This is a genomic window from Halovenus amylolytica, assembly GCA_004015825.1.
Lineage (GTDB): Archaea > Halobacteriota > Halobacteria > Halobacteriales > Haloarculaceae > Halovenus > Halovenus amylolytica.
The window spans coordinates 124265-146981 of the sequence record SAYS01000005.1 but is presented as its reverse complement, the minus strand read 5'-3'; the positions used below and the strand labels follow the sequence as shown (position 1 = coordinate 146981).

Here is a 22717-nt window from a genome sequence, read left to right as displayed (position 1 = left end):
TGTGGACCCAGGGAACCCGACGCAAGGCAGTAGACATCGTTTTCAGCCTCGACGAAGTAGGGGGAGTCATGCAAGATCCGGCGACACTCGACGTTACGATCGTCGACGGCTACGTCGACGAGCCGGCACATTTCGGCGTCCCGCCGTATATCTCGACGTATCCCCGCTACGTCGCCGGCGCGCTCGTCGACGCTGGCGTCCCCGAGTCACAGATCACCTACCACACTATCGACGGCTTGCGCGACGAGCAGGAACGCTGGCTCGACGTCGAAGCTGCGGATCTCATGATCTACGTCGGGGGGATGACCGTCCCCGGCAAGTACGTCGGCGGCACGCCCGCCGAACCCGAGGAAGTCAAACGACTCGCCTGGGCCGCAGACGGCACGACGCTGATGGGTGGCCCGGTCCGCTTCGGCGTCGGTGACTCGAACGAAGGCGCAACTGAAACCGAACGCGACGACCTGGACTACGATTTCGTCGCCAAAGGCGACGTCGAGGCTGCGGCCTACGATCTGGTCCACGGCGGCATGGAGGGCTTTGGCAACCGGATGCGGGACAACGAGGAGATCACCCGCTGGGCACAGGACGGTGCCTTCGTCGTCGAGCAACACCCGAACCACCCCGAGTATCTGATCTGCGAGATGGAGACCTCGCGTGGCTGTCCGTACCGCTGCTCGTTCTGTACGGAGCCACTGTACGGTGCAGATCCGAGTTTCCGCACGCCCGACTCCGTCGTTGGCGAGGTCTCCGCACTCGCGGAGCGCGGCGTCCGAGACTTCCGGCTGGGACGACAGGCCGATATTCTCGCGTACGGTGGCGACGGTGAATCCCCGAATCCGGAGGCACTCCGGCAGCTATACGGCGGAATCAGGGAAGCAGTCCCCGACCTCCGGACGCTACATCTCGACAACATGAACCCGGTGACGATCGTCCGCTGGCCCGAGGAGTCACGGGAGGCGATCCGGATCATCGCCGAACACAACACGCCCGGTGACACAGCCGCGTTCGGGCTGGAGTCTGCCGACCCGCTCGTCCAGGAGCAAAACAACCTCAACGTCACCGCCGACGAGTGTTTCCGCGCGGTGAAGATTGTCAACGAAGAGGCCGGCTGGCGACCGGGGGAGGACAGATCGAACGCCCCGCAGTTCGGCGACGAGTCTGCGAACCGGCTCCCAAAACTCCTGCCGGGGATCAACCTGCTGCACGGACTACAGGGCGAGCGCAGGGAGACATTCGAGCACAACATGGACTTTCTGCAGCGCGTCTACGATGCTGGCTTGATGGTCCGCCGGATCAACATCCGGCAGGTGATGGCCTTCGAGGGGACCGAGATGTCCGAGACGGGTGCCGAGATCGCCCACGACCACAAGAAGCTGTTCAAGCAGTACAAACAGGACGTCCGCGAAGAGATCGACAACCCGATGCTCGAACGGGTCGCTCCACCTGGTACGATCCTCGAAGATGTTCATCTCGAATACCACGAGGGCGGCCGGACCTTCGGCCGACAGCTCGGGACCTACCCCCTCCTCGTCGCAGTTCCGGGTGAACGGTCACTTGGTGAGATCATAGACGTTGCGATCACCGACCACGGCTACCGGTCGGTAACCGGCGTCCCCTACCCGCTGGATGTCAACAAGGCTTCGATGGACGAACTGCAGGCGATTCCGGGTGTGGGAAGCCAGACTGCCGGTGATATCGTCGTCGACCGGCCGTACGAGTCGGTTCCTTCAGTTGGGACGCTGGACGAGTTCGCGACTGTCGATCGGTCTAGAGCAGGCGACTGACAGGCTGGCCGGTCACACAGCGCGTTCCTGTCACCGGATCCTGTGTACGACGACCAGGCACAGCGTTCTCACGGAATTCGAGAACAATTGGCAGAGTTTGTAACCGTTGCCGAAGATTCCCTGGAGATATCTAAATTGCCTCGGTCAAAATGAACACTGGGCGGAAAACTCCCGTTTGTGTGAACATTTATTGAACGTTTTAAGTCGATAAATCGGGAGGTTCGGAGACTTATTCACTCTCTAACCCGTGATTGAATACAAAATTTTTTCAAAGTGCAGTTTCAAAGAATAGTTACAAGGTGACATAGGGTGCCCGAGATGGAAACCGCGACGTTCGAGACCGACCTGAGCCTGTTCAAATACGACAATCTGGAGCAGTTGCCGCCCCAGTACCGCGAGCTAGAGGAAGACGAGCGCCGGCGACGGACCGAGGAGGCAATCGAGACACTCGGTGACGATGTCGTCATTCTGGGCCACAACTACCAGCGTAAGGAGATCGTCGAGCACGCCGATTTCATCGGCGACTCCTATCAGCTGAGCAAGGAGGCAGCAAACGCCGACGCGAAATACGTCATTTTCGGCGGTGTGACCTTCATGGCAGAGTCGGCTGATATCATCACCGACGACGACCAGACGGTGATCCTGCCGAGCATGGAAGCCTCCTGCCCGATGGCAGGGATGGCCGAAGCGCTCCAGGTCGACGACGCCTGGGCGGAGATCACGGCCGAAACTGACGAGAATATTATCCCGATCACGTACATGAACTCCTACGCAGATCTGAAGGCGTTCTGCGCCGAGCAGGGTGGCCTGGTCTGTACGTCCTCGAACGCTCACAAGGCCTTCGAGTACGCCTTCGACAAAGGTGACAAAGTGCTCTTCTTGCCCGACAAACACCTCGGCGAGAACACCGCACACCGCCTCGGGATGGAAGACGAGATCGTCGAGTGGGACCCGTGGGACCCCGAGAGCGCGGAGGCCAGCAAGGCCGCCGAACACGACATCATCCTCTGGGAAGGCTACTGCCAGGTCCACGAGCGGTTCCGCGTCGAACACATCGAGCAGATCAGAGACGAACACCCGGACGCGAACGTCGTCGTCCATCCCGAGTGTCGTCGCGAGGTCGTCGAAGCCGCAGACGTCTCCGGCTCCACCTCGACGATCTGTGAGGTCGTCGAGAACGCAGAGCCCGGCGAGACGTGGGCGATCGGCACCGAGATCCACCTCACGAACCACCTCAGGCGGTGGCATCCGGAGGTCAACGTCGTCCCACTCTGTGGCGACGCCTGTATGGACTGTAACGCGATGCGCCAGATCGATCCGAACTATCTGGTGTGGGTCCTCGAAGAACTCGTCGAGGGCCGGGAGCGCAACGTGATCGAGGTTGCCCCCGAGGAGAAAGAACTCGCACAGGTCGCACTCGATCGAATGCTGGAGATCTAACCATGGAACGCACCGAAACAGACGTCTTGGTCGTCGGCGCAGGAATCGCGGGCCTCTCGGCAGCACTCGCCGCCGAGGAGGCTGGCGCAGACGTCAGGCTCGCGACGAAGGCCAGACGGCCGGAAGAGGCGTCGACGTGGTGGGCGCAGGGTGGCATCGCGATCACTCGCGACGATCCCGAACAGTTCGAACAGGACATCCTCGAAGCCTCGGCCGGCACCGCAGACGAAGCGGCCATCGAGCTACTCGTCGAGAATGCGACGGAGACGGTCAGAGACGTCCTGGTCGACACCGTCGGGATCGAGTTCGATACGAACGGCGAGGAGTTCGATTACGGCCAGGAGGCGGCCCACGACCAGGCCCGAATATTGCACGTCAACGCCGAGACGGGGAAACACATCCACGTCCCCTTCCTGAACTACGTCGCCGACGAGACCGACGTAACTATTCTCGAAGACACCGCAGCGCTGGAACTGATCCGCCACGAGGGCCGTGTTCACGGTGCACTCCTGGAACACGACGGTGAGTGGGCACCGACGTTCGCTGGGTCGACGGTCCTCGCAACGGGTGGTATCGGCGCGCTGTATCCGCGTTCGACGAACCCACCGAGTGCGACCGGCGACGGAATCGCGATGGCAGCACTCGCCGGTGCGGACGTCGACGATATGGAGTACGTCCAGTTCCACCCGACGGCCTGTCACACTGACACTGGGACGTTCCTCGTCAGCGAGGCCGTCCGTGGCGAGGGTGGCATCCTCCGAAATGGAGACGGTGAGCGGTTCATGCCCGACTATCACGAGGATGCGGAACTCGCGCCCCGGGATGTCGTCGCGCGCGCGGTCACGACAGAGCGCGACCGGACCGGCGAGGTCACACTCGACGTTTCCGGTCTCGATTTCGAGACGGAGTTCCCGGATCTCGCCGCCAAATGCGAGCAACACGACGTCGACTGGACGGCAGGCATTTCGATCGCACCGGCACAGCACTTCCTCTGTGGGGGGATTGCCGTCGACGAGTGGGGGCGAACGACACTGGACAAACTGTACGCAGTCGGTGAGTGTTCCAGAACTGGTGTCCACGGTGCGAACCGCCTCGCGAGCACATCCCTGCTCGAAGGCCTCGTCTGGGGACAGCGTGCGGGTGAAGACGCGGCGGGCAACCCGGTCGAACCCATCGAGCCACCGGAGCTGCTCGAACGTGATCCGGACCTGCCGGCAACTTTCGCCAAAGATAAATTCCGCCGGCTCCGGCGCGTGATGGACGAGATGGTCGGGATCGAGCGCACGCCGAGCGGCCTCAAGCGTGCACAGGGAGTCCTCCGGCGACTCAAAGGCGAGGTCGACGCCTACGTCAGGACCCGAACCTCCCGGTCGCTGTACGAACTCCGCTCCGCGTCGATCGTGTCCCTGTTGATCAGCCGGGCTGCGGCCGAAAACGAGCAGTCCGTTGGCTGTCACTACCTGGTCGACGACAGCGAGATCACTCCGAGTCCGGAATCAGCAAAACAGTAGAATGATTCCGGATCAGCAGATCGAACGGTGGCTCCAGGAGGATCTGGGCCACCACGACGTAACGAATCAAGTCCCCGGGACGACGAGTGGCCGCCTCGTCGCGAAAGAGGACGGCGTCGTGGCAGGACTCGACGCCGCGCGTGCGGTCTTCGAGTATCTGGACGTCTCTATCGAGGAGTCTCACGACGATGGAACGCGAATCGAGGCTGGCGAGACGGTGCTCGAAGTCGAGGGGCTGGCCAGGGATGTCCTCCGCGGTGAGCGCGCCGCAGTCAACATAACTGGGCACGCCTCGGGAATTGCCACGAGAACCCGTGACGCCGTCGACGCTGCCCGCGAGGTGAGCGACGATGTCGCAATTGCGGGCACGCGGAAGACCACGCCGGGACTGCGCGGGATCGAGAAACGCGCCATCGTCGCCGGTGGTGGCGACACCCACCGCCTCGATCTCTCGCATATGGTGATGGTCAAAGACAACCACATCGAAGAGATGGGGATGGACAACGCCGTTGCTCACTTCCAGGACCGTGTCTCCTTTGCGACCAAAATCGAGGTCGAAGTCGAGCGTCCGGAAGATGGCAAGCGAGCAGCGGAGGCCGGTGCAGATATCGTTCTCTTCGACAACCTCTCGCCGGCAGCGACCGGACGTGGCGTCGCGTTGCTCCCCGAGGACACACTGGCGGAGGCCAGCGGCGGGATCACAGTCGAGGCGGTGCCAGCGTACGCAGATACCGGGGTCGACGTCATCTCGATGGGGTCGCTGACACACTCCGCAGAGACGCTCGATTACTCGTTCCGGACCGGCGACTGATTCTCGGGCTGTCCAGAGTCGGTGTCGGGCTGTTCGTTCTCTTCGGTGAGGTCGAAACTACACTGGCGACAGTAGCGATCTTTTTTGCCGACTGCCTGCCCACAGCGGGGGCAGGTCTCGGCTTCGTTCGATGCTTCTCGTAGTCGGGTCGCCTGCCAGGGGATGAGAATAAAACCGACGAGCACAGCGGTGATCGTCACCCACCGCCCGGCCACTGTCGTCGGAATGATGTCACCAAAACCGACAGTCGAAACAGCGATCACCGTGTAGTAGAAGGCATCACCGAAGTTCTCGATTCCACTGTTCGTCGGCGCTTCGAACGCGTAGATGAAGCCGGTCGTCGTGAAGAAAATGAGAAAGATCGTCGTCGAGAGTTCGATCCGGCGGATCGTGCGGATCTTCAGTTTCTGCCCGAATAGCTGCTGTTCGTCGACGAGCAGGCGGAGGAACCGGAAGACACGGAGTGTGTGAAACCCACGGAGAAAGCCGGCTTCGAATCCCGGTGAGGCGAACACGGGGAGGACGGCGAGCAGGTCGATGATCGTGTAGGGGTTCGTGATCTCTGCAACCCAGCTGTCGGCGGAGTACACTCGAATGACGTACTCGCCGAGAAAAAGGAAACCGAGACCCAGTTCGAGCCCGTGGATGATTGACAGGAGCAGTTGGGAAAAATCGTACGTCGAGAGAATGTACAGGAGGACGAAGATACCGTTGAGAAAGTACAGCACTGCGTTGGTGGTACGACCTGCATGGGTCTCCTGGTCACGCAGTAAAAACGCAATCCGGTCGATAACTGGTCGAACCATCTGGTGGTGATAGCTGCTCACTTGGCAAAATCGTCGAACGTCGGGCGCTCGTGGTCGCCCGGGAACGAGTCGACAGCTGCGTGCACCTGGTCCCCACTTTCCATATCTTTCAGCGTCACGTTGTCGTCTTCGAGGTCTTGTTCGCCGACGATCACAACGGTTTCGGCGTTGATGCTGTCGGCGTAATCCAGCTGTGCACCGAAACTCCGACCGGCCACGTCCGATTCGACGATGTGGCCACGCTCACGCAGCTCGCGGGCGATATCGGCGGCCACCTCGCGGGTGTCGCCGACCTGCAGCACGTAATAATCTGTCGTCAACTCCTCTTCCGGCCAGACGCCGGCCCGCTGGCAGAGCAAGGAGAGTGTCGCGTAGCCAGGTGCGAAGCCGACAGCGGGCGTCGGCTGGCCACCGAAGCCTTCGATCAGGTCGTCGTATCGCCCGCCGCCGAATACGGCGCGGGAGACCTCTCCCGTCGAGTCGAAACACTCGAAGACGACGCCAGTGTAGTAATCCAGCCCGCGGGCTGTCGTCAGCGAGAGCGTACAGTACTCGCGCACGCCGAAATCAGCCGTCGCAGCGAGCACTGCCTGCAGGTTCTCGACAGCGGATTCGACCCGTTCTGTGCCCGCGAAAGCGACGAGTTCGTCCAGATCGTCTTCTGGCGTATCCAGCAGGTCGTCGAACTCGGCGATCTGACTCTCGGAGAGGCCGGCGTCGCCGAGTAGCTCTGCGTACTCGTCGTGATCGACTTTCGCCCGTTTGTCGACGGCTCGGATCGCCGCCCCCGTCTCGATATCGCCCTCGAACGATTCGAGCAGCCCACCGAGAATATCGCGGTGTGAAACGCGGAAATCGAAATCGTCCTGCGTCAATCCCAGCGAGGTGAGCGCGTCGGCCGCGACGGCGAGGATCTCGGCGTCGGCCGAGGGGTCCGACGAGCCAAAGATATCGACGTTCGTCTGGTAGAACTCCCGGAAGCGACCCTGCTGGGGTTCCTCGTAGCGCCAGAACGGCCGCGTCGAGACCCACTTGATCGGTTTCGACAGCTCCTGCTGTTTCGCGACGGCCATCCGCGCGACAGTCGGTGTCAGCTCGGGCGTCAGGGCAACTGACCGGCCACCCTTGTCCTCGAAGGCGTACAGCTCTTCGAGAATCTCCTCGCCACTCTTGTCGGCGTACATCTCCGCAGACTCCAGGGCGGGTGTTCCGATCTCCCGGAACCCGTACTGCTTCGCGATAGCTTCGACAGTGTCCATTACCTGCCGTCTGGACTGCATCTCCTCGGGATAGAAATCACGAAACCCCTTGATTCGGTCGTACATGTCACCGGATTCGGTGAGCACTCGCTTGAAAGCTTCTACTCGGGGAGCACTCTGGGCCGCTGGCTACTCGAACAGTTCCTCGAACACCTTCTTCTGGGCAGCACGGAGATGCTGGTGGTAGGTCGGCCGGGCGATATCCATCGCCTCCGCGAGTTCGTTGCCGTCGACTTCCCGGGGCCAGTCGAAAAAGCCACCCAGGTATGCCGTCCGGAGTGCCGTCTCCTGGCGGTCGGTAAATCGGTCGCCGAGTGCCGCCTTGAACTCCTGTCGGGTCTCGACGGGGCGTTCACGTTCGTGGTAGCCGAGCAGTTCTGTCGTGGGATACTGGGTCTCGACCAGTTCGAACAGCTCCCGCGCTTCGGCCTCGTACGGCAGTTCGACGGTAAACCGTGCATCGCCGCTTTCTGCCCGGACCTCACGGGGGACGGCACCGTACTCGGTCAGTGTCGAGAGGAGTGACTCCTCGACGACGACCTCCAGCAAACACTCGTCGTCGTGGTTGGCGATCAGTGTCACCGACTCGACTGCCACGTCCTCGGCGACGATCGATTCGAATGCCTCACCTTCGATCCCCGTCGCTGTGAGATAGAGGCGGACACGGCCGTCCGAGAGATAATCCGTGCCAGCCGACTCGATCTGACACTCCGCTGCCGCGGAGAGGCGGCTGAAAAACAGGTCCTGGTCGTTGATCGCGAACTCGAGTTCGATGATCTCGGTCGCGTCGAGAATTCTCCCGCGTTCGATCGCGTTGATCGCGTTGGCGATTACACGCCCGAGCGATTCGAGCACGATCCGCTCGCGTTCGTCGAACTCCTCGCTTTCGGCCGCGAAGACCGAGAGGACGCCGTAGTTGGCATCTTTGTAGACGAGCGGAATCGCGATCAGCGAGCCGGCGGGGCTGTCGGCCGTCAGCTCCGACCAGACACCTGATCCATCGCCGAGATCGGGCAACACCTGCGGTGTCTCCCCACTGAAGGCGAGGCTGACGGGGTCGTCGTTCCGGTCGATGTCGAACGAGCGTCCGCCGACCGGGAGCGACGCCTCGCCTGCCCAGGCCGTCGGCGAGAGCGTCTCCGATGCGACATCCGGCTGGCCGATCCAGGCGAAGGTGTACGGTGGCGCGTTCGACAGCTGGTTTACGACGCCGTCTTCGAGTTCCTCGCGCGTGGTCGCCTGCACCAGCACCTCGACGGTGTCCTGAACGAGCCCGTTGACCCGATCGAGCACACGTTCGGTGTGTTCCTGTGCCTCACGGACGTCCTGTTCGCGTTTGGCTCGCATACAAGCTGCTGCGGCGCTGGTCGCGAGCAGGGCGAGCATCTGCTGGTCGGTCTCGTCGAAGGCTGCCCGTTCGGTCGCACAGATGCTCATCGTTCCGTGGACACCGACCGGATAGTACATCGCAGAGCCTAACTCCCCGAGTGAGAGGTCCGTCTCCGAGAGGTCGTCGACGATGCGGGGTTCACCCGAGGCGAACACCTCCCCGGGATTCCCCTCCCCGACGGCGTACACTGGCCGCTCGCCGAGCAGTTCGATCGTCTCCGCCGTCGCCGCTGCCGGTTCGAGCGTTTGCTCCTCGCTGTTGTACAGCCGGAAGACGCCGATGTCGAAGCCGAGCAACTCTTTCGCGGCGTTGACTGCGATCTCTGCGACGTGATCGCGGTCACGCGCCTGCATCAGGGATCGTGTCGTGTCGAGAATTCCGGAGAGACGTTCGCGCTGCCGTCGTCGTTCCGTGATATCGCGTCCGACGCCGGCGACACCGGTGATCGCTCCTGTCTCGTCCCTGAGCGGTCCGCTGGAAAACTCGAACGGCGTCACTTCCTCGTCGCCGGTTTCGACGGCGGCTTCCACCGAACTCTGTTCGCCCGAAAGCGCCGTCGAGATGGCCTCGTCGAAGGCCGCGCTGTGGTCCTCGGCGACGAACTCCGTGAGCTGTCTGCCCTCGATCTCGCCCGAGCCGATCGTCTCCTCGAAACGGCTGTTCCAGCGGCGCAGCCTTCCCTTCTCGTCGGTGGCGTACAGCGGATCAGGCAGACTATCCATCAGACTCTCCGTGAACGCCCGTTGCTGGTCGAGTTCGTGCTCGTAGACCTGCTGTTCGAGGAGATAGCTGATCCAGTCGGTCAACACCTTCAGAAAGGTCTGTTCGTGTGCGTCGAACGCCGAGTCTCCAGGCTCGGTATCGACGAAACAGACTGTCCCGTAGGCGTCGCCGTTTACGTGGATTGTCGTTCCGAGATAACACCGCAGTCCGAATCTGTCGTAGGGCTTTTGTTCGATCACCTCGCTCGATTCGGCGTCGCGCACGGACAGTGGCTCCTCACGATCGATCGTGTACTGGCAGTACGTTTCCGAGAGTGGAGCTTTCGTCCCCGGCGTAAGTTCGGGATGCTCTCCGACACTTCTGATGACCTCCTGAGTCTCTCCCTCGATCCGGGTGAGAAACGCATCGCTCGTTTCGAGCCTGTCTTTGCCGGCAGTCAACAGCGCGTCGATCTTCTCCGACCGCGACAGCTCCCGGTCTGTCGCGATCTCGTGGAGGCGTTCGAGTGGAAACTCCGTCTCTCCGAGGGCTGTTCCACCGTCAGCGACGAGTGGCCGGTTTCCGGATAGCTCCCGAGTGCGATCAGCCCGTACCGCCTCGCTGTCGGAGCTGACGACTGATTCGATATCTGTCGTGGGAATCGATGCGGCCACGTCTGAACTCTCCGGGCACCGGATCGCTGGCTGTTGGGGGTCGGAAAGCTGTCTCACGATCTGTTCGGCGTCACTGTGGCGTTCTGCCGGTAGTCCGTAGACCAGACAGTCAACGGCCTCTGACCCTGTCGCTTTTGTCGCCGTTTCGGTCTCGAATCCGGCCGCCGACAGCGCTGTCGCGACGCTGTCGCGACGCTGTCTGCAACCCCCGACGACGAGAACTGTGATACTCATTGGCTGAAATTACTAACCTATTAGGTATGAGGCGGCTTAAACACTCCCAAACGTTTCAACTGGTGGACACTGTCGTCCGAAGTTGGTACCAGGTCGAACCGCCGAAACCGTGGCACCGTCGGACGAACGAGAGACGCTCCGTCGGCCGTTTTCGGCCGTCCGTATTTAAAACTACCCACATATCTGTGGTGAGGACTGGTTGTGGGGCAACCCAGATATAGAGGTATGAGTCACCCATCGATGGCTGGCCGGGGAGTCGGGCCAGGAAGCGACACTGAAACCGAACTGACCGCCGAGATGGATATCGAACAGTTGCTCGGAACGCTGGAGGACCCCGACTGCCGGGCGATCATCGAGGCGACAAGCGAGGAGGCCTACTCCGCGAGTGAACTGTCCGACCGCTGTGATCTCCCGCTGTCGACGGCCTACCGAAAACTCGACGCCCTCACCGAGGTTGGGCTACTCAAAGAGCGGATCCGTCTCTCTAACACCGGCCAGCACACGAGCGAGTACACCCTCCAGATCGAACACATCTCGCTCACCGTCGACGACGACGCCGGGATCAGTCTGACGCTGACGAAACAGGACGAGAAGCAGGCTGCCAACTCGATGGTTGCTGGCGCCGACTGAGCTGTGTCTGGGGAGCTTCCTGTCACCTGACGTCTTTCCGACAGTCCCCGAAGATGATCGCGGCGACGGAAAAACCCCCGCAATACCCGGGTCTGCGAACTAACTCTCTGTTTTCCCTGTATTCGACTATGGGCACGCGAACGTGGACGGCTGGCGAGCGGCTGGACTGGTCGATCGAACAGCTCACAGTGTACAGTTCCCGGCTCGCCGTGCTCGCGGTGATGGCCGGCTTCGGCACAGCGACGCTGCTCGGGACTGTGCCGTCGCTCGACATCCAGCTATCGGTGTATCTGGTCGGCATGATCGCGCTGAATCTCCCACACGGCGGCTTCGAGCATTTCTCGAATCTCCGCTATCGTGGCTTTCCTTTCGGACTGCGGTACGTCGGGCTCTATCTGCTCGCGGTGGGTAGTTTCATCGCCCTGTTTTTCCTCGCCCCAGTGCTCGCGCTGGGAATCGCGTTCGCGACTGCAGTTGCCAAAGGCGGGCACGGAGACCTCCACGTCATGGACGCACTGGTGGGGACGGCCCATCTGCAGTCACGCCCCCAGCGAGCACTCGCGGCGCTGGTCCGCGGCGGGGCGGTCACGATCGTTCCGCTGTGGCTCTGGCAGGATACCTACATCTCCTTTTCCGCGCTGATGGTCAGTATCTTCGACCCGGAAGCGGTCCCGCTCCTGATCAGCAGGATCGAGTTCGGGACACCGATTCTGCTCGGCGGCTACGCTGTTGCTGCCCTTGCACATCTCGGCTGGGGCTTTCTCTCCGCACCCTGGAGTCGCTCCTGGGGGCGTGACGCCGCCGAAACACTGCTTCTGATCGCCTATTTCGCCGTCGTGCCCGTCGTGGTCTCGATCGGGCTGTACTTCCCACTGTGGTACTCGCTACGCCAGTCCGGCCGGAGCGTTCAGGTCCATCGTGACCAGTCGGAGACGGACGATGGACTCCCGTCTGTCGTCGTCTGGGGAACGTTCATCGTTGGTGCGCTCGCGACAGGGTTGCTGGCTGCGCTGCTGTGGTGGCTGGCTCCGAACCCGCTCGCAAACGCCGGTCTCCGCGCCGGACTCGTCGCCTTCTATACGATTTTCGTCTGTCTCATCGCGATGCCACACGTCGTCGTCGGCCAGTGGCTCGATCGATCACGTGGGATCTGGTACGTTCCCTGATCACCCGTTCCAGCCCGAGTCAGCCGCTGCTCGCGTTCTGGCCGGTCAATCGACTGGGCCGGTGATGCTTTTCAATCCCCCATATATGCCGGCTCGCCGTTCTCGGCACTCGAATCCTAACCCCCACGCATGTGTTCGAACCACCTGGCTGGCGAGTCGATCGGTATCGTGGGTGCCGGCTTCGGCGGGCTGACTGCAGCGGCGTACCTCGCGGCGGAAGGTGCCGACGTGACGGTCTACGAGAAGCAACCGCAGGTCGGCGGCGTCGCGGGTGTCATCGAGGAAGAGGGGTTCCGCTTCGATACCGGGCCGTCGTGGTATCTCATGCCCGACCTCTTCGAGCGGTTTTTCGGAAACTTCGGTTACGAACCGACCGACTTCTACAAACTCGAACGGCTCGATCCGCAGTACCGCATCCTGTGGACCGACGGCGACGGCGTGGAGATCCCGGCAGATACCAGCGAGGTAATCGACATCTTCGAATCCTACGAAACCGGCGCGGGGGCAGCGCTCGAATCCTACCTGGAACAGTCGGCCGAAACCTACGAGATCGGGATGAACCGGTTCGTGATCCCGAACCGATCCCGGTTCCGGGATTATCTCTCCCTGGACGTGTTGCGGTCTGCCCGCGGACTCTCATTGCTGGGGACGATGGACGATCACGTCGCCGAGTACGTCGACCACCCGAAACTCCAGCAGATTCTACAGTACACGCTGGTCTTTCTCGGCGGTGCCCCGCACAACACCCCGGCGCTGTACAACCTGATGAGCCACGTCGATTTCGAACTCGGCGTCTACTACCCCCAGGGTGGGATGTACGCCGTCGTCGAGGCCATCGCCGCTGTCGCCCGCGACGCCGGAGCCGAGATCCAGACCGAGACCGAAGTGACCGGGCTGCAGCCAGTCCCCGATGGTGTGACCGTGCAGACGGCGACAGCGACCGTGACACACGATCGTGTCGTCTGTAACGCGCCGGCAGCCCACGTCGAACGGGAGTTACTCGGCCCGGAGATGCACGACCGCGACGAGGGTTACTGGACAGATCGCACCTACGCACCCTCAGCGTACATGCTGTATCTCGGCGTCGAGGGCGACCTCCCGGAACTCGAACACCACACGCTCGTCTTGCCGCCGGAGTGGGACGATCACTTCGAGTCGATTTTCGAGACCCAGCAGTGGCCCGCCGAGCCGTCCTACTACGTGAACGTCCCATCGAAGACCGATCCGACTGCTGTGCCCTCGGGTCACGAGACTGTCGTGGTGCTCGTCCCGATTGCACCCGGACTCGCAGACACAGAGGAGGCACGCGAGCGGATGCGCACCAGGGTACTCGATTCACTTGCCGACCACGCCGATACCGACCTCTGTGGTCGGATTGCCTTCGAGCGCGAGATCTGTGTCTCGGAGTACCGCGAGCAGTTCAACAAGCCCCGGGGAACCGCACTCGGGATGGCACACACGCTGTTCCAGACCGGTCCGATGCGTCCCTCGCATCGTGCTCCCGGCGTCGACCGCCTCTACTACGTCGGCGGGGACACGAATCCGGGGATCGGCGTCCCGATGTGTCTGTTGAGTGGTGAGCACGTCACGGAAACGATCGTCGAAGATGCGTCGGAGTCGGGGCCGATCCGGAGTTTCATCGGTTACACTGCCTGAGAGAGACTCGACCGACGCTCACTCGTTGTCTTCGTAGGCGTCGATGACCCAGACAGCTGCGGGTGCGACGACGAACCAGAACAAGGCCAGTGCCAGAAAGACAGGGTTGTCCGTCGCAGCGGCTGTACCGAACGCAGCGATCCCGAGAACGAAGCCGAAGGCGAGCAACAACTGCTGGTACTGGTCCAGCCCTGCGAACCACCGAACGTACTTCTCCATACTGACGGTTGGATGGGGCTCACATAGTAGCTTGTGCCAGCCGGGTCAGTTCTCCGGCTCGGATTCGAGCCGTGTTTTCAGGTTTTCGAGTGTCGTCGACAGTTCCCGTTCGTTGTAGCGCCTGACGAACGGTTTCGCCACCTCCGAGAGTACGCGGCCCGGCAGGTCGTACTCCGCGCTGTAGCGCACCTCCGTGCCACCGTCGACAGATTCGAGGGTGATATCGATCTCTCCCGTGAGTCGCCCCCGCATCTCGAAGTGCAGCCGTTCGTTCTCCACGTGAGTCTGCTCGACGAGTTCGCCGTCGAGGCCGACGCCCGCCATCTTGTAGGTGTGCTCGACACGTTTCCCGCCGTTTTCGAGCGGTTCGATGTTTCGGACCTCCGCGAGACTCGGCGTGATTTCGACGTGATTCCGTGGATCGTCGAGATACTCGAAGACTGCCTCGACTGGCCGGTCGATCTGAATTCTCTCGCTGACAGAGACCATATCTGACAATCAGTTCCGGACAGGAATAAATCTCAATCCAGACGCTGGGGTCTGGCGGCTGCTCACTCCGTCCACTTCGCGTCGACGAGTGTCCGCTGGACGGCCTGCTCACCGACGGCTTCCGCGAGCGTCTCGTAACCAGCCCGCTCGCTTCGGTCGCTCGCATCCGCGACGAGTCGTGAGACGATGAACTCCGGCGTCGACCGACCGACTGTCTCGAAGCGGGGCTGGTAGTCGACTTTCAGTTCGAGATCCTGGGTCAGGCCTTCGGCGAAAATCCCGTCGACGCGGGCCTCCTCCGGGAGCGGTTCCAGATCGTCTGCGAGGTGGGTGACGAATACACCGAGAGCCTCCTTGTCGACTGTGAGCGTCACGAGCCCGTGGAGGAGGTCGGCAGCACTACCGGGCTCTGTGATCGCCTCGAACTCGTCGACGAGCATCAGCGTCCGCCCCGGATCGGACAGCGGCGGAACGACAGACCGGAGCGTCGACTCCAGAACGCCAGCGTTGAAACTCGCGTGACGGCGGTGGAAGACGATCGATTCGACGACCTGGAGCTCGGCGCTGTCCGCTGGCACCGGGAGCCCCATCTGTGCCAGTAACTGAACCTGCGCCAGCGTTTCGAGCAATGTCGTCTTCCCGCCGCTGTTCGCGCCGGTCAACACTGCGACACGGTCGCCCTGCGGTGGGACGGTCGCGCCAGGCACCGAAAGCGAGTGGTCGCCGACGGCGTAGGTGATCGGCTGGACCGACTGCCCGCTATCTTCGAGAAAGAGATTCCGCGCGTTCACGACACCAGCTACCTGGTCGTCGCTGAACGTGGGCTCGACCAGATCGAACGTGGTCGCAAATCTGGCCAGTGAGACCGACAGCGCGATGTCGTCGACTGCCGTGACAGCCTGATCGATCGCTGCACTCGCCGCGTCCAGTATCTCCTCGTACTCCGTCGCGACCTCCCGTTCGCGCGTTTCGACATCTTCCCGGAGCCCATTGGCCAGCCCCCTGAGTGTCTCGCCGGCGAATGCGCGCGCATCGACTGCTTCTGTCACCATCGCATCTCTGACTCGTCCGAGATCGATTCCGGTCTCGTTCGCAATCTCGCGGGCGAGTGCCTCACGTAGCTGGTCGGTCCCGCGGGCGCCGGACTGGACCTCCTCCACGAGGGATTCGGGGGTTGCACTCATGTCCTCGACCCGTCCGAGCTGGTCGCGGAGTTCGTCGAGTCTGTCGTCTGCGCCTTCGCCGACCCGGCTGCCCTCACCCCGCAGCCCGGTCAGCGCGGCGACGGCATCGCGCAGTTCTGATTCGTCGAGAGCGGAAAGCGGTGCGAACACACCCGAATCCACACCGATGTCCTGCAGATCGAGTGCGGTCTGCACTGCTGCTCGTCTGTCGCGTTCGGAGTCGTCGTAGTTCTCGAAGGCATCCATGACCGCAGCCTGCTCCTCCTCGGTGAGTTCCGTCCAGGTCTCCCGGGCGATCCGGACGTCTTCGAGTCGGTCGGCCATCGCCTCCCGGTCCGAAAGTGGTGTCAGGATACGGATCCGGTCGCCCGCGTCGGCCGTGACCGCGTAGCTGCTCACGATATCGAGTAGCTGTTTGTACACCTGGCGGGCATCCCGTGTCGCCAGCACGTCCATCGCTTCGCCACCGTGGGCGTGTCGCAGAATGCGTGTTGCCCGCCCACGGGGGAGTCCGGCATCGGTCAACGCACGGATGTCGGCGGTCTCGATCGCTTCGAGTGCGGCCTCAACCCCGAGATTCTCGGCCAGGAGGTCTCGGGTCTTGGGCCCGATTCCCCAGTACTCCTCCAGTCGCATCGACTGCACAAGGCAGTGCCACGCTCTTAGGTATTTCTTCTCGGCGTGCTCAGGCGTCGACCAGAACAACTGTCTCATCACCGAGACGGACTGCACGAACACGGAGCTTGCCCTCCGCTGCTCGCCAGTTTGTGCCCTCCCGGTCGATACGTAGCCTGGCATCCTCGAGCGCTTCGCGTAGTGCTCGCTCGCTATCGAAACTAGACTCGGCGACGACCCGCGGGGCTGGCTCGCCGTCTACGAGGGCAGTCGCGGCCCGGTGTAGTCCACCCTTCGTCTCGAAGACTGGCGTCATCGAGCCCACGGCGATACTTGCGTGGGTTGTGTCGCCGTCGTTTCGCAGTGCGATCTGTTTCGGCCCGATCCGTACTGCGTCGGCGTCGTGGTCGAAACTGGCGCTCGCACCGTACTGACTCACTGCCACCCGATCGATCGCATTCGCGGCTTCGGTCGCATCCGGTGGTGGCTGGGAAGGAACTCCGAGTGCGACGCCTGCGACACCGACACTGACGATTGCCACACCGACCCAGACGTACCAGGCATCCGCTGGTGTTTCCAACTCCATTCCTATCCACACTCGATTTCTCCCTCCGAGACGACGCCGGTTACAGGCCAGGTCGGTGAACAGTCCGGGCCGTCGTCGTCACGGTCACCGACACCGATGCCACCCGGTGGGACGACGACGACGAGTGCCGAGCGCCCCGAGAAGTCGATCGGCTCGACAGTTCCGAGTGTTCTGGACTCGTCACCGATCTCACGTGTGACTGTCTGCTGTTCGCGGACGTACGTCGTCTTCCCGCCCGTCTCTGGCGATCCCATGTTCGCGGTTACCTCGAACCGGGCGTACTCCCCGTCGACCTGGATATCCCAGACGTTGGCCGTTGCAACCCAGTGGCTGGGTAGTGGGAGCACTGGCATCCCAGCCGGGACGCGGACTGGTGTATCGATACCGTTCACCCAGTCATCGTACCGATCGATATCAAACGCCTTCCCGCTGAGACGATCCTCCAGGCGTTCCTCGACGATATCACCCGACACGCTTTCGAGAGCTTCCCTGATTTCTTCGTCGAGATTCTCGACTGTCCCGGTGTCGCCGATTCTCACCGCAGCACTGTTGGTCGCCTGGGTGACTGCGGGACGGACTGCCGAGGAAACGTGAGCTCGCCACTGCTCGTCTGGTACCGATCTGGTGTACTCCGGCCGATACTCCGTATCGTCGACGCTCTCGAAGACTGCTGTGACAAGTGGCTCGGTGATATTCCCCTCACCGATCGCGACTGCTGTCCCAGCCCGGTCCGTCCCGTAGTTTTCGAGAGCTTGCCGCGTTGCAGCGTCGATCTGTGGTCGGCTTCTTTCGGCGGTCGAGTTTTTCCGGATCTCACAAGACAACGACTCACACACCTCGACAGGATCGATTTCGTACGTACAGGTCCCGTGGGAACAGGCGACTCCGTCGCCGAACTCGCCCTCGATGTGGGCTGTCGTCGACCTCCGACAGCCGCCAGTACAGGGGAGTCTGATATCGTCCGGGTAGAGATGGATCAGGATCTGGTCGGTGACGTCCGTCTGGAACTGATCGAGTGCCGAGTCCACTCCTGATTCGAGTGTCTCGGTCTTCTCCTGGAGTCGTTCGTCGTCTGCGTACGACTGGGTTGTCTCTGTCTGTGCTGCGGTTTCGGCCAGTTCGCCCGCCTGCAAGGCCTCTCCGGCCATTCGAAGCGTCAGTTTCGCATCCGTGTCGCCGAGCCCGATTACCGCCCCGATCCGATCGAGTACCCCCTTCGCGACGGACTCGTAGGGTAATTTGAGATAGTTCCTGTTTCTTGTCGCAAGCGGTGCGAACGCATCGATATCGTTTTTCACCGCTGGCACTTCGTGGGTGGTCACGTTCTCCGCGACGAGGTAGGTCGGAGAGCCGGAGATCTCGTAGCTGATGTTGCCAGTCAGTGAGGATGATTCGAGTGGCACTGACTCCGGTGGCGTTGCGGTCACACCCTGCTGGAGATAGCTCGCGACAGTGTCGAGACCGAGACCGTCGAGTTCGCCGTCGAGTGCGCCCAGTGCTTCGTTGTTTGCTGATTCGAGATCTTCGAGATCCGACTCCAGACTCTCGAAGTAGGCGTATCGTGTCTCGTAGACGATCTTTTGTCCGACGTTCTCGTACGGTTGATCCTGTGTCAGATAACTCTCTTTCTCCGCTCGAACCGCCTCCAGTAGTTTGCCGTACGGGCCGGTGCCCTTACTGTCGTGAACGAGATCCGTTCGCTCGTACTCGATGATGATGTCGCTGATATCTTCCTGGATCGTCGTTATATCCCGGCTCACTACCGCTGTTATATGGCTTTCAGAAACCGAGGACTGGTTGATACCCACATTCCGAGTTTCGTGAGCCCGCAGATCGCCGTCAGAGATCGCATCTGCCCACCGAGTTTCCAGCCAGTCTGAGAGCTGACTCCGACTCGTCCCGCCAGCGAACGCCCGCAAAATCTGGTTCTCTGCACCGTCGTAGTTCTCGAATCCCTCGGGACCGGTCCCACCGGGGACGGTCTGTTCCGCTCTTTCCCCCTTACCGGGCCCCGGTTCGTACTTGTGCTCGGGCTCGATTTCGACTGTCCCACCGCTGGTCTGCTGATAGGCATCGATGTTGGCCGCTGGTGCTGTCTCGGACTCGGTGACGTGAATTTCGAACTCTGCACTGAGGGTCCCCGTATCACTCGTTGTCGTGAAATGTCTCTCCCCCTCGCCGTAGTCAGTGTGTTCTCTCACCTCTTCGACTCTGATCCTCGCATCGCCGCTGATCGTGTAGTAGTGTTCTGGACTGCTCCCCTCGGAAATATTCGTGACGTGGACCCTCGTCCCTTCGTTCGTTCTCGACAGCCGGCGTCCGTCCCCGGAACCGTATCTGCTCGGGGGATCGTGCGTGAATTCCGGCGGTGAGACGTCCGTGAGTATCGTCTCCATTTCCGCTTCGATTTCGAAGATGCGATCGAGTGCGCTCTCGACGGAGTGTTCACCGCCTGGCGATGCCAGTTCACGAAGCGGGAGATAGGCAGTTTCGTTTACACCCAGTTTCTCCGTTGCGTCGATCCCTGGCGGTTGCCCGATGAAATCGGTCGGATTCGACCCGTTGGGTAGCTCTCCCGTCGCCTGATCGCCGAACAGCCACCCGCTCGCATCGCAGAGATCCTCGGCGTAGTCTCTGGTTATTGAACGGTTGTCACCGTTGTAGATTCCCTGGGTATCCTGCATGAATGTACAGAGCCATCCTTTTTGAAGCGCGTTGTCGAGCTGTGGATCAGTTGTACCGAACACGTCCTGCTGTGTCTCGTAGATAGCCGTGTTTGCCGTCGGGACGATGTGGCGATCCGCAATCACCTCGGTCACGGGCATACCGTTGTACTGGGCGTAGCCACGGATCCAGCCGAGTGTGTAGATTCCGGCGTTGAACCGCTGGCTGAAACCAGGCTCGGTGACACCAGCCTCGAGGCGATCCTGGAACCGTTCAGTACGCTCGTGAAGCTGAATGACGGGTGTCGGAACCGTCACAGTCACTGTCTCTGTCTGACTGTCGATCACCTCGCCATCCGTTCGCAGGACGGTGGTAACGTCGGAGAGTGTTACCCGAACGAGGCCAGTTTCGAGATCTGGATTGCTGCCCCGAGGCGTGAGTTCCACGCGATCGATTGCCTCTCCGAGGGATTCAGCATCGGTAATCCTCGGCAGTGAAACCTCCGTTTCGACACCGCCAACGTCCTGGCCGGCCGTTTCGAGCGTTTCCTGTGCTTCCAGATAGATCATCGCCCGCAGGTAAGCAGGGAAGGGATCGTCATCCTCGGTCAGCCTTCCGCCGTAAGTATCGAGGACTTCCCCGAACTCGGTGTCTGCCGTCTCCGTCAGCGGTTGCTGGGTTGCCCGTTCGCTCGCCTGACTGACGGCATCGCGTGTCGCGGTCTGGACTGCAGCGTCTGTCCGCTCCATCGCGCTATCCCTGTCGAGTGACTCCATCGATTGCTCCTGCGTGTCGATCTGGAGGACCAGCACGCCAGCAGAGACTAGCAGCAAAATCCCGATCAATGCGAACGGAATCCGGGCACGCCGGTCACTGACGAGCCGTCGAAGTCGGTTGTTCTCACTCATGATTGCCAGGTCCGCACAGCGATTGTCACCTCGCCGGCCGAGACAGCCGCTGCTGCCTCGCCGGGTGATTCGAACGTCGTTGCCAGCTCGGCTTCGAACTGATCGGTGAGCTGGTCGACGAGATACTCGTTTACCGAATCTGTGTCGACAGAATGCAACTCTACATTCTCGTCTACGCTCTCGTCGTCCGGATCGGCACCGTCGATAGCCCGTGCCATCCGTTCGTACCGCTGGCGAGTGAGTGTTCGATCTGGGCCGCTTCGTTCGAGTGCACGTTTCGATTCGAGTTCGGGAAGATATCCCTCGATTACTGCCCCGGCCAGCAGCTCTGCAATAGCTTCGTACCTGCCACCGTGCTCGACAGCCTCGATTGCGTCTTCGCGGACCGACTCCACAGTACTGGGGACGGTCATCGACGCCGTCGATACGGCTCCGGTGTCGGGTGGTGACTGTCCCACAGCTGTTGTTCCTCTGATCGAAGCACTGTCGAACGGTTTCCAGACCGCAGTAACGTTGGTCTCGAAACTCGACTCGACCAGTGCCGTCTGCACTCGTTCGTCGAGGGCCTTCTCGAAGGCGCTTCCGGTGTTCGTCAGCACTGGCCCAGTGTCGAACCGACCCTTCGCGACGGCGACACTCCCGGCCAGACTCGCGATCGATCCGTGTGTTTCCCGGCGCAGTCCCTCGGTATCCTCGTCTATCTGGTCGCCGGTGGCGCTATCGGCAGCGACGGCGGAGTAGGTGACGTTGATCGTCGACGAGCCGAGCGTCTCTGCCGTATACTCCGCCTGGTGTGGATCGTATTCCCCCTCGTTCTGTAACGGCACCGTCGTCAGCGTCGTTACTGCTACCCCGACGAACAGCAACGCCAGTGAGACATCGACGACCGTATTGACCGCTCGCTCGCCGATTTGCTCTCGCGGTAGCGGATCGCTCATTTCCACACCTCCACAGTGAGGCGACCTGGCCGAATCTCACCCGACGGGAGTCGGACCGATACCGGTCGTTCGATCACCTCGGCCCCTTCTGGTGGCTCCGTCGCTGCGACCGTCCCGGTTTCGTCGAACCGGCCGCTCCCGACAGTCGCCATCGAGGGACCATCGACGACTGTCACCTCGACAGCCACACGATATCCCTGGGGCAGTGACGACGAGGGGAGCGCCGATTCGATATCTGTCCTGCTGTCGTAGATCTCCTCCTCGCTTATCTCCTGCCAGATGCTGTCTGCTGCCGGCTCACCGACAGCCCGGTCGCTTCCCGTTTTCGGGAGAATATCGGCCACAGTTCCGGCGTAGAGGCTGACCGCAAAACAGACTGCAGCGACCGAGACCAGCGCAGCTAGCGGTTCGGTCTGGCCCCGATCGGGACTGATCCAGCAACCACACGATCTCCGGGGATGCGTTACCATGGGATAGGCAATCTGGTTCCATTATCGCACTTAAACGTCGGGCTCTTCGAGAAGGGTTATTTCGACGTATCGCTCGCCGGTTTCGTCCGTTTTCAGTGTCAACCGGAGGTGTACTGTTCCCCGGTGATTGCTCAGATCGAACTGTTCTGTCTCCGGGTGACGGAGCAAGAAATCTAGCGTACGCTGTTTTTCGGCACGATTTCCGACCCTGTATCGCACTCGCGTTGCATCCGCCGCTGTCGCTGGCTCGAACACGAATTGCTCTGTTCCGGCGACAGTGTCGGACGCTTCTGGAATGTCGATTTCAACTGTTCGCTGTGGCCCAGCCGCCGACGGTGTCGGCGTTTCGTCTTCGAGCAATTCCGTCGCAGCCGCTTCGACGGTCGCTATTTCGGCTTCGATCGACCGCTCGGCGTTGGCCGCCGCGGCCTGGTCGAGCGCAGTTGCGGTCATGCCCAGCACTGTGACCGCCAGTGAGATCGCCAGTACGTATCGGATCACTGGCTGCTCTGCTCGCCCGATCGGATATAAACATTCGTCGACCCCTGCACGAACATTCAAATACAGAGACGGAACCATTC

The 22717-nt window shown here is 61.6% G+C and carries 18 protein-coding genes; 7 read left to right on the top strand and 11 right to left on the bottom strand.

What is annotated here, in order from left to right; translation table 11 throughout:
• The first annotated feature begins 68 nt into the window (after positions 1-68).
• The 4 genes from EOW68_RS05470 (at position 69) to nadC (ending at position 5546) form a co-directional block, all read left to right on the top strand.
• A complete protein-coding gene (locus EOW68_RS05470; RefSeq protein WP_128224149.1) occupies positions 69-1784 on the top strand; it encodes a radical SAM protein in 1716 nt (571 codons plus the stop codon).
• Positions 1785-2102: 318 nt separating this feature from the next.
• Complete coding sequence (gene nadA, locus EOW68_RS05465) at positions 2103-3224, top strand: quinolinate synthase NadA (RefSeq protein WP_431358760.1); 1122 nt, start codon at positions 2103-2105, stop codon at positions 3222-3224.
• A 2-nt stretch (positions 3225-3226) separates the two neighbouring features.
• Positions 3227-4735 carry an L-aspartate oxidase gene (locus tag EOW68_RS05460; protein ID WP_128224147.1) on the top strand — a complete coding sequence of 503 codons (1509 nt, stop codon included), beginning with the start codon at positions 3227-3229 and terminating at the stop codon, positions 4733-4735.
• Between the two features lies 1 nt (position 4736).
• Positions 4737-5546: a carboxylating nicotinate-nucleotide diphosphorylase gene (gene nadC / locus EOW68_RS05455; protein WP_128224146.1), complete on the top strand. Its 810-nt coding sequence runs from the start codon at positions 4737-4739 to the stop codon at positions 5544-5546.
• Here the strand turns inward: nadC and EOW68_RS05450 are convergent.
• The 3 genes from EOW68_RS05450 to EOW68_RS05440 form a co-directional block, all read right to left on the bottom strand.
• Positions 5522-6352, bottom strand: coding sequence for a potassium channel family protein (locus tag EOW68_RS05450; RefSeq protein ID WP_128224145.1), 831 nt, complete (start codon positions 6350-6352; stop codon positions 5522-5524). The genes nadC and EOW68_RS05450 overlap by 25 nt on opposite strands.
• Before the next feature lie 17 nt (positions 6353-6369).
• Complete coding sequence (gene hisS / locus EOW68_RS05445) at positions 6370-7677, bottom strand: histidine--tRNA ligase (RefSeq protein WP_128224144.1); 1308 nt, start codon at positions 7675-7677, stop codon at positions 6370-6372.
• A 63-nt stretch (positions 7678-7740) separates the two neighbouring features.
• On the bottom strand, positions 7741-10611 hold the full coding sequence (locus tag EOW68_RS05440) for a bacterio-opsin activator domain-containing protein (protein WP_128224143.1): 2871 nt from the start codon (positions 10609-10611) through the stop codon (positions 7741-7743).
• Positions 10612-10836: 225 nt separating this feature from the next.
• Here EOW68_RS05440 and EOW68_RS05435 point away from each other — a divergent pair, with 225 nt between their 5' ends.
• The 3 genes from EOW68_RS05435 (at position 10837) to EOW68_RS05425 (ending at position 14063) form a co-directional block, all read left to right on the top strand.
• Positions 10837-11241 carry a helix-turn-helix domain-containing protein gene (locus EOW68_RS05435; protein WP_431358759.1) on the top strand — a complete coding sequence of 135 codons (405 nt, stop codon included), beginning with the start codon at positions 10837-10839 and terminating at the stop codon, positions 11239-11241.
• Between the two features lie 128 nt (positions 11242-11369).
• On the top strand, positions 11370-12407 hold the full coding sequence (locus EOW68_RS05430) for a Brp/Blh family beta-carotene 15,15'-dioxygenase (RefSeq protein WP_128224142.1): 1038 nt from the start codon (positions 11370-11372) through the stop codon (positions 12405-12407).
• A 129-nt stretch (positions 12408-12536) separates the two neighbouring features.
• A complete protein-coding gene (locus EOW68_RS05425; protein ID WP_128224141.1) occupies positions 12537-14063 on the top strand; it encodes a phytoene desaturase family protein in 1527 nt (508 codons plus the stop codon).
• 18 nt (positions 14064-14081) lie between these two features.
• Here EOW68_RS05425 and EOW68_RS05420 read toward each other — a convergent pair whose 3' ends face one another.
• From EOW68_RS05420 to EOW68_RS05385, 8 genes are all read right to left on the bottom strand, one after another.
• Complete coding sequence (locus tag EOW68_RS05420; RefSeq protein ID WP_128224140.1) at positions 14082-14282, bottom strand: hypothetical protein; 201 nt, start codon at positions 14280-14282, stop codon at positions 14082-14084.
• 45 nt (positions 14283-14327) lie between these two features.
• Positions 14328-14771, bottom strand: coding sequence for an SRPBCC family protein (locus tag EOW68_RS05415; RefSeq protein WP_128224139.1), 444 nt, complete (start codon positions 14769-14771; stop codon positions 14328-14330).
• A gap of 62 nt (positions 14772-14833) precedes the next feature.
• Positions 14834-16591 (bottom strand): MutS-related protein, encoded by a 1758-nt coding sequence (locus EOW68_RS05410; protein ID WP_128224138.1) that lies wholly within the window; start codon positions 16589-16591, stop codon positions 14834-14836.
• 49 nt (positions 16592-16640) lie between these two features.
• Entirely contained in the window at positions 16641-17156 is a 516-nt protein-coding gene (locus EOW68_RS05405) for a DUF7283 family protein (RefSeq protein WP_128224137.1), read from the bottom strand.
• Positions 17157-17158: 2 nt separating this feature from the next.
• The gene (locus EOW68_RS05400; RefSeq protein ID WP_128224136.1) at positions 17159-20728 is read right to left on the bottom strand and encodes a DUF7286 family protein; all 3570 of its coding nucleotides are present in this window, start codon (positions 20726-20728) and stop codon (positions 17159-17161) included.
• Positions 20725-21666: a DUF7284 family protein gene (locus EOW68_RS05395; RefSeq protein ID WP_128224135.1), complete on the bottom strand. Its 942-nt coding sequence runs from the start codon at positions 21664-21666 to the stop codon at positions 20725-20727. Before EOW68_RS05395 ends, EOW68_RS05400 begins: the two co-directional genes overlap by 4 nt.
• Positions 21663-22136 carry a DUF7285 family protein gene (locus EOW68_RS05390; protein WP_128224134.1) on the bottom strand — a complete coding sequence of 158 codons (474 nt, stop codon included), beginning with the start codon at positions 22134-22136 and terminating at the stop codon, positions 21663-21665. The genes EOW68_RS05395 and EOW68_RS05390 overlap by 4 nt, the downstream gene beginning before the upstream one ends.
• Before the next feature lie 30 nt (positions 22137-22166).
• Positions 22167-22637, bottom strand: a complete 471-nt coding sequence (locus tag EOW68_RS05385) for a DUF7311 family protein (RefSeq protein ID WP_128224133.1) — start codon at positions 22635-22637, stop codon at positions 22167-22169.
• Positions 22638-22717: the final 80 nt, after the last annotated feature.

What these genes read in the sequence shown, in the direction of transcription:
- nadC (WP_128224146.1), top strand. Translation starts at nt 4,737, where the DNA reads ATGATTCCGGATCAGCAGATCGAACGGTGGCTCCAGGAGGATCTGGGC.
- EOW68_RS05430 (WP_128224142.1), top strand. Translation starts at nt 11,370, where the DNA reads ATGGGCACGCGAACGTGGACGGCTGGCGAGCGGCTGGACTGGTCGATC.
- EOW68_RS05450 (WP_128224145.1), bottom strand. Translation starts at nt 6,352, where the DNA reads ATGGTTCGACCAGTTATCGACCGGATTGCGTTTTTACTGCGTGACCAG.
- nadA (WP_431358760.1), top strand. Translation starts at nt 2,103, where the DNA reads ATGGAAACCGCGACGTTCGAGACCGACCTGAGCCTGTTCAAATACGAC.
- EOW68_RS05390 (WP_128224134.1), bottom strand. Translation starts at nt 22,136, where the DNA reads ATGGTAACGCATCCCCGGAGATCGTGTGGTTGCTGGATCAGTCCCGAT.
- hisS (WP_128224144.1), bottom strand. Translation starts at nt 7,677, where the DNA reads ATGTACGACCGAATCAAGGGGTTTCGTGATTTCTATCCCGAGGAGATG.
- EOW68_RS05395 (WP_128224135.1), bottom strand. Translation starts at nt 21,666, where the DNA reads ATGAGCGATCCGCTACCGCGAGAGCAAATCGGCGAGCGAGCGGTCAAT.
- EOW68_RS05405 (WP_128224137.1), bottom strand. Translation starts at nt 17,156, where the DNA reads ATGGAGTTGGAAACACCAGCGGATGCCTGGTACGTCTGGGTCGGTGTG.
- EOW68_RS05410 (WP_128224138.1), bottom strand. Translation starts at nt 16,591, where the DNA reads ATGCGACTGGAGGAGTACTGGGGAATCGGGCCCAAGACCCGAGACCTC.
- EOW68_RS05440 (WP_128224143.1), bottom strand. Translation starts at nt 10,611, where the DNA reads ATGAGTATCACAGTTCTCGTCGTCGGGGGTTGCAGACAGCGTCGCGAC.
- EOW68_RS05400 (WP_128224136.1), bottom strand. Translation starts at nt 20,728, where the DNA reads ATGAGTGAGAACAACCGACTTCGACGGCTCGTCAGTGACCGGCGTGCC.
- EOW68_RS05415 (WP_128224139.1), bottom strand. Translation starts at nt 14,771, where the DNA reads ATGGTCTCTGTCAGCGAGAGAATTCAGATCGACCGGCCAGTCGAGGCA.
- EOW68_RS05470 (WP_128224149.1), top strand. Translation starts at nt 69, where the DNA reads ATGCAAGATCCGGCGACACTCGACGTTACGATCGTCGACGGCTACGTC.
- EOW68_RS05460 (WP_128224147.1), top strand. Translation starts at nt 3,227, where the DNA reads ATGGAACGCACCGAAACAGACGTCTTGGTCGTCGGCGCAGGAATCGCG.
- EOW68_RS05420 (WP_128224140.1), bottom strand. Translation starts at nt 14,282, where the DNA reads ATGGAGAAGTACGTTCGGTGGTTCGCAGGGCTGGACCAGTACCAGCAG.
- EOW68_RS05425 (WP_128224141.1), top strand. Translation starts at nt 12,537, where the DNA reads ATGTGTTCGAACCACCTGGCTGGCGAGTCGATCGGTATCGTGGGTGCC.
- EOW68_RS05435 (WP_431358759.1), top strand. Translation starts at nt 10,837, where the DNA reads ATGAGTCACCCATCGATGGCTGGCCGGGGAGTCGGGCCAGGAAGCGAC.